Genomic DNA, 6,368 nt, shown 5'->3' on the forward strand with positions numbered 1-6,368 from the left:
TCGGTCACCTGTATAGCTGGCGGAGGAGGCGGCGATACAGCGGGGGTTTCTCGCGCGATTCGCGGGAGCGTATCCGCGTGGGCTCGCCGCGCAGGAGGACGAGCCCGAGGCCGGCGATGCCGCCGCCGAGCAGTCCGTTGATCGCGACGAGCGGCGCCCACGGGTGGACGCCGTACAGCTCGTCGATCACGCCGGGCGGAAGCACCGCGAGGTACCGGTGCTCGGCGACGAACAGTCGGTAATACCCGGTCTCGGGCGGGGCCGTGAGCGTCACCGTCGTCGACGCCTCGCCGCGGCTTCCGACCCTGAGCCGCTGCGGGTCGACCTCGACGCCGGGGCTCGCCGGGGTGACGTACGCGTACACCGGGACCAGTCCGGCGTTGGGGACGACGTACTCCAGCTCCTGGCTCGTGCCGCGCTCGATGACGGTCGGGTTCTCCGACTCGAACTCGGCGCTCACGACGCCGTACTCCTGCGTGCCGGCCGGGACGACCATCGCCGCGGTCGCGGTCGCCATCAACACGAGCGCGAGCACGGCGACGATCGCGACCACGGAGGTGCCGGCGTCGCGAGAGCGGTCGCGTTCGCCCCTCTCGCGCGAGTGTCGAGTGAAGTACCAGTCGACCGCGTACGCGACGATCGAGAGCCCGAACAGGATGTACGCCAGTCCCTGCGTCCCCTGGAACGACTGGACGCCGAACGTGACCGCGAGCCACGTCTGGACCGAGGCGAGCCCCGACTGGATCGCCATCGCGACGGTGCCCAGATGCGGGATGACGACCACGCTTCCGCCGACCGAGAGCGCCACTGCGACGATGTCGGCGTCCTGCACTACTGGCTCGCCACCGTCCTGATCGGTGAACGGGTTGTTGTCGCCCCGGGTGACGTACCCGCGCTCCGTCTCCTCGACGACGCGGTGGGTGGTCAGCCCGCCGCCCTCGATCTCCTGCGCGTCGAAGGTCACCACGTCGCCGACCCCCACGTCGCCGACGAGCGGCGCGGGGACCGCGACGAACCCGTCGCCGGGGTCGAGGGTGGGTTGCATGCTGCCGGTCTCCACGAAACTGAGCAGCACGGGCTGTCCGAGCAGCTGGCCGGCGATGAGCGAGAGGACGACTACGACGGCGGCGACCTGCAGCGCGATCGACAGAATGCGTTTCGGTGACATGTGTCGGTGAGTCTCGTGTCCCGGGCGTCGGTCACGTCTTACTTCGGCGCCGGACGCTGTTCATGGAATGTAATCGACACGTTATAAGTTCGTGGTTCGACGCAGGACGTGAGGGGAGTCCGACGACCCATGCCGAGCGGTCGGCGGTCACTCGTCGAACACCCCGACCGCGAGTAGGGAGAACGGGCCGATGAACGCGAGACAGAACCCCAGCAGGTGGACGTAGAGGTTCACGACGCTGTCCGCACCGGTCGGATCCGTCGGGAACCCGACGACGGGATAGCCGACGACGAGGACCGCCGCGACGACGAACAGGTCGCCTTCGCCCGGTCGCGACGCGATCGTTACGACGCCCTCGCGCGCGGTGGCGCGAATCGGGAGGCCGGCGCTCGACGCGTAGATGACCGCGAGGAGCGCGCCCGCGACCCCCGTCGCGAGGCCGGCGAGCCCCGCGCCGGTCGTCGAGAGCGGGAGCGCGAGCAGCGCGATCCAGCCCACGAGCGCGAAGAAGACCGCCGGCAGCGCGCGGACCGACGCCCCCGGGACGAACCGCTCTCGGGCGTACGTCCAGAGCAGCAGCGGGAGCAGCCCCGCGAGCGCCATGTTGATCCCCGAGAAGCCGAACCCGATCGCGTCCCGCGGGACCGCGAGGTTCAGCGCCGAGAGGGCGAACGGGAACGCCAGCAGGAACGTCGCCAGCGCGGTCAGGAAGAAGCGGCGGGCGTTCCCGAGCACGGCGAGCGCGTAACCGACGCCGGCGAGGAGGCAGTAGCCCGCCACGTTGCCGGCGAGATGGTCGAGGTCGAGGTGGACGTAGTGCGCGGTGAACGCGCTCTGCAGCGTCGGGTCAGCGTACGCGAACGCGAGCGACCAGCGGGTCGACTCCGGGAGCGAAAAGACCGCGAACAGGCCCGTCGGCACCGCGAGCAGGACGAGGAGGTCGACCGCCCGGACGCTCGCGAGCAGCGCTCGTCGGAGGGTCACGTTCGCGTCCCCGTCGGTCGCGCCGGTGCGGTCGTCGCCCGTGACCCGGTTGCGTCCGTCCGTCGCCGACGTGGTCACGGACCGGAACTCGACGACCGACGGCTAATACCTGTCGGCGCGCGTCTCGGCGATGATAACTGGCGGGCGTCGGTGGCGAGTCCGAGACCGCGGATCGGCGACCGCGACTCACGAACGCGACAACCGACGGAACAGCGCGAGTCCGATCACGCCGACGACGAGCGCGCCGAGCAGCCCGCCGAGCTCGGCGAGGTCGACACCGCCGGGCTCCTCGGTGGGACCGGTGTCCGCCTCCGTAGCGTCGTCGGTCTCGCTCGCCTCCGCGGACCCGCCCGCCTCCGCGGACCCGCTCGCCTCCGCGGACCCGCTCTCGCCGTCGCTCGCCGGGTCCCCGACGATCAGGGTGCCGACCGGCGTCCCGTCGACGGCGATCTCGTGGGCGCCGACGGTCTCGAAGGTCTCGTCGAACGCCACCGTCGCCGTCTCGTTCGGTTCGAGCGCGACCGTCTCGTTCGCGACCGGGTCGCCGTCGGCGGTCAGCGTCACCGTGCGCTCGTCCGCCGCGCCGCCGCCGTTCCGCACGGTCGCCCGGACGGTCGCGGCCTCGCCCGGGTCGATCGCCTCGGGCGCGACCGTCGCCTCGGTCACGTCGAACCGAGGGGTGCGCTCCGCGACCGCGAAGGTGGAGAGCCCCGTAGTCGTCGCGCGGAAGTGGACGCGGTCCTCGGGCAGCCCCAGCATCTCGACGACCTCGTCGTCGACGACCTCGACCGGCACTTCCTCCCACTCGCCCGCGTCGGTCCGGTGGTAGAGCGTCACGTCCTCGGGGTCGGTGTCGGTCGCGTCGAGGTACGCCGGAGTCGCGCTGAACCGGATCGTCGTCGCGTCGACTGCGGCGGGTGCGAAATCGGGCTCCAGCGCGAGGTACGCCATCGACCGCGGCGTCGTCGGCGCCGTCAGCGCGCCCGCGTCCGCGAACGGGTCCGGGCTCCCCGCGGCGTCCAGTTCGACGCGCTCGTCGTCGACGCCCTCGAGATCGATCCCCTCGAGTCGGAGGGCGTCGCCGTCGAGGCGCATACCGTCGGCGAGGAACCGGACCGACTTCCCGCGGCCGATACCGCTCCCGACGAACTCGCGGCGGTCCGCGCTCGGCGACCTGGTCGTCACGACCGTGTCGGTATCGCCGGTCGAAGAGGACGGGGAGGAAGTCGACGCCGACCCGTCCTGCTCACCGATTGCCGTCTCGTTCGCCACGATCGAGAACTCGTCGGCGCCCAACCGCGTCCCGGCGGCCGCGTCGCCCGCGTCGATCGCGAGGCCGACCGTGACGGTCTGATTCGGCGCGAGCGTGACGTTGTTTCTCACGCCCTCGATCGAGTCGCCGTCGGCGACGAAGCCGACCTCGCCGGCGCCGTCGTACTCGATCCACACGTGCGCGTACTCCTCGCCCGTGTACGTGATCTCGAACACGCCGTCGATCCTCCCGGTCGTCCCGACGTTCACGCCCTCGAAGGAGGGGTCACGGATGTTCGGGTTCGACGCCGACACGTCGATCGCGATCTCGTCGTCGTCGTTCAGGTAGGCGTAGTCGCCGTTGGGTCCGTCGGCCGGTTGGACCGCGAGCTCGTCGTCCGCGAAGGTATCGGCCGGGCCGTTGACGACCGTCGCGCCCGTGGCGAATGATCCGGCGACTACGAAAAATACGAACAGTATAACGGTTCGACGGTTAAAACTCATAATAGATATCGTGCTTGGTTGTTCGACCTGTTGTTGAACGCGCGAGACCCGCGGGCTGCGGACGCGGGACATCCCGCGTCACCTGTGGGTTGCTCTATGAAACCCGTGAACCCTATTCCATATCGTTATGAGTCGTCAGAAGGTTCTCTGGACGGGGCTGAAACGGGTTCAGGCACGGTCTGAGATTATTCAGACACGCCAATCTATGACGATTGGCGCGACCTCAAGCGAAACCGTGGTTAGAGATCTCCGAAAGGAAGCGGACTATCCGTATGCCGGCTGTTCACTCGATACGTCTCGGCGTGAGCCGGGCCAAAACCGCTAGTCGTCGGCGGCGAGGCAGTCGCCGAACGTCTCGGCTGGATCGCTGATCGGCGTCCCTGTCCCGCCGGATACGCCGCTTTCCTCGCTGTCGGCGTCCGGTGTGAGGTCACACTCGCTCGGGTCGAACTGCGGGTGCACGTACACGTCTTCGGTACCTGGGACGTGGACGCCGACGATGGTCTCGTCGACGATGGACATCTGATTTCTCAGCGGCCGGTCCACCTCGACCGCTTCGGAGTCGGTCGTCCGTATCCGGTCTCCATCGACGTAATACACTTCTACTTCGACAGTGCCGCCATCGGCCGACTGCGGTCCCTCGTCTGCTACCAGCAGCTCGGTGTTTCCGCCTCCCCGGAAGTCGACTCCCGTCACCGCCGGGATCGGAACGCACTCGATCTCGAACCGCCGCGTTTCGGTGTCGCCGAACAGCTCGGCGCTGACGCCATCGCCGGCCAGTCGAACGGTGACCTCGACCTCGGCGCTGCCCCCGTCATCGTCACACGCCACGGTCCCCGTGATCGATTCCTCCTCACCGGCGCCGAACTCGTCCTCAGAAAACGCGACGTTCTCGATCCGCGAGGAGTCCCCTTCCTCGGGGTTCACGGTGACGTCGACGTCGACGATCGAGATCTGCGCGTCTCCGGAGAACCGATTTTTAACGACGACGAGTTCGATTGACTCGCCATCCGATACGCTGACCGCGTTTTTCCCGTTGCTCGGGTTGTCGTATCCGACGAACGCCTGGTCGTCAGAAACGACGTTCACTTCCACGCCCCGCTCGGCTTCCATGCTGCTGAACGCGCCGGTGCCGACGCTCATCGCGCCGGAACTCGCGCCGCCGAGCAACAGGATGAGGGTTCGTCGTTTCATGTGCAGTGGGATCTCACGCTTCGTTCACGTTGTCCAACGTGTTCCGACCCTATGGTTATGCGCTCCCGGAAGACCGGAAACCACTCCCTGAAACACCTGATCTCAGGTCAGTTCCGGGGGTTCGTCGTGCTCACCGACTTTCATTTCCGCGGTGTAGTACTTGTGCGCGAGCGCGGAGAACGCGAACGCCACGACGATCGCGACCATCCAGGCCATGTCGGGGAGGAGGAGGAACGGCCACGAGTCGAGCCACACCGCGCCGGTGAGCGCGACGGCGACCCCCGAGAGCCCCAGGTAGTAGCTGCTCCACGGGATCTCCTTCCCCTCGACGACGTCCATGTAGAGGTCGACGTTCGTCAGCGCGGACGTGGGCTCGACCGTGCCGCGGTCCTTATTGAACTCCACGACGCCCGCCTCGTCCATCTTCGGCAGGTGCGACTGCTGGAGCGCGGTGTACACGCGCTTGCGCTCGGTGCCCGTGATCTCCGCCTTGTCGATCCCGTTCTCCCACGCCGCGATCTGGTCGGCCATGTCGCCGATCGCGACCGTGTCGTCCTCCTCTCGTTTCAGCAGGTGTACCGCGAAGCGCCGGCGCTGATTCGCCAGCACCTCGAACAGCTCGTTCTCGGACACCTCCGTCGTCGGTTCGGCCCCTCCCCCGTCAATCTGCTGTGCCGACGCCATTTCTGTCAGACACATATGAGCAGACCAACATAAATCCCGTGGTTATGATATTCTTCTAAACTTTCTTGCTGTTCAAACAGTGATCAGGTCGAATACGTCTATACGGCGTCTTATCGGCTGAAAGCACACAAAACTGGAGGATTGCGGATCGGACACGTGAATTTCTCGTTCGCCATTTGGCAGGATATTTCAGATGAAATACTTTTTCAACAGCAACGATTTCCGGATTAGGATCCGCCTGACCGCGTTCCGAATGGATCTCAGACGAGGCCTGAAGCGATCAGACCGAGGTTCAGGTGCGGGCAGAACTGACGGCCGAGCGTTCTTTCTCGTCCAGAAGTATTTCTGGAAATTCATAACGATATGGGATAGGGCCCATGGGTGTAGTAGAGCGACCTCGGGTGGCACGGGATGTCTCGTGTCCCCGATCGGGTCGCGTGCGGTAACAGAGGTAGACCAACCATGGAACGACGCAAATTCATGATCGGAGCAGGTGCATTGATTACAGGAAGCTCGGCTGCAGTGGGTACGGGTGCGTTTACGAGTGCTTCGATCCAAGATCGCCAAGTCACGATCGAAGTTG

The 6,368-nt window shown here is 66.6% G+C and carries 5 protein-coding genes; all 5 read right to left on the minus strand.

Features of this window, described 5'->3' with window-relative positions:
• Positions 1-4: 4 nt before the first annotated feature.
• The 5 genes from R6U01_RS08565 to R6U01_RS08585 all read right to left on the minus strand — a co-directional run bounded on the left by R6U01_RS08565 (position 5) and on the right by R6U01_RS08585 (position 5,785).
• Positions 5-1,168, minus strand: a complete 1,164-nt coding sequence (locus R6U01_RS08565) for a signal peptidase I (protein WP_410286043.1) — start codon at positions 1,166-1,168, stop codon at positions 5-7.
• 147 nt (positions 1,169-1,315) lie between these two features.
• A complete protein-coding gene (locus R6U01_RS08570) occupies positions 1,316-2,152 on the minus strand; it encodes a hypothetical protein (protein WP_410286046.1) in 837 nt (278 codons plus the stop codon).
• 186 nt (positions 2,153-2,338) lie between these two features.
• Positions 2,339-3,907, minus strand: a complete 1,569-nt coding sequence (locus R6U01_RS08575; protein WP_410286044.1) for a CARDB domain-containing protein — start codon at positions 3,905-3,907, stop codon at positions 2,339-2,341.
• A 321-nt stretch (positions 3,908-4,228) separates the two neighbouring features.
• Positions 4,229-5,101 (minus strand): hypothetical protein, encoded by an 873-nt coding sequence (locus tag R6U01_RS08580; RefSeq protein ID WP_410286045.1) that lies wholly within the window; start codon positions 5,099-5,101, stop codon positions 4,229-4,231.
• A 102-nt stretch (positions 5,102-5,203) separates the two neighbouring features.
• Positions 5,204-5,785, minus strand: a complete 582-nt coding sequence (locus R6U01_RS08585; protein ID WP_410286047.1) for a hypothetical protein — start codon at positions 5,783-5,785, stop codon at positions 5,204-5,206.
• Between the last annotated feature and the right edge of the window lie 583 nt (positions 5,786-6,368).

Origin of the sequence: Halorubrum sp., from assembly GCF_046498025.1 — an archaeon.
GTDB lineage: Archaea > Halobacteriota > Halobacteria > Halobacteriales > Haloferacaceae > Halorubrum.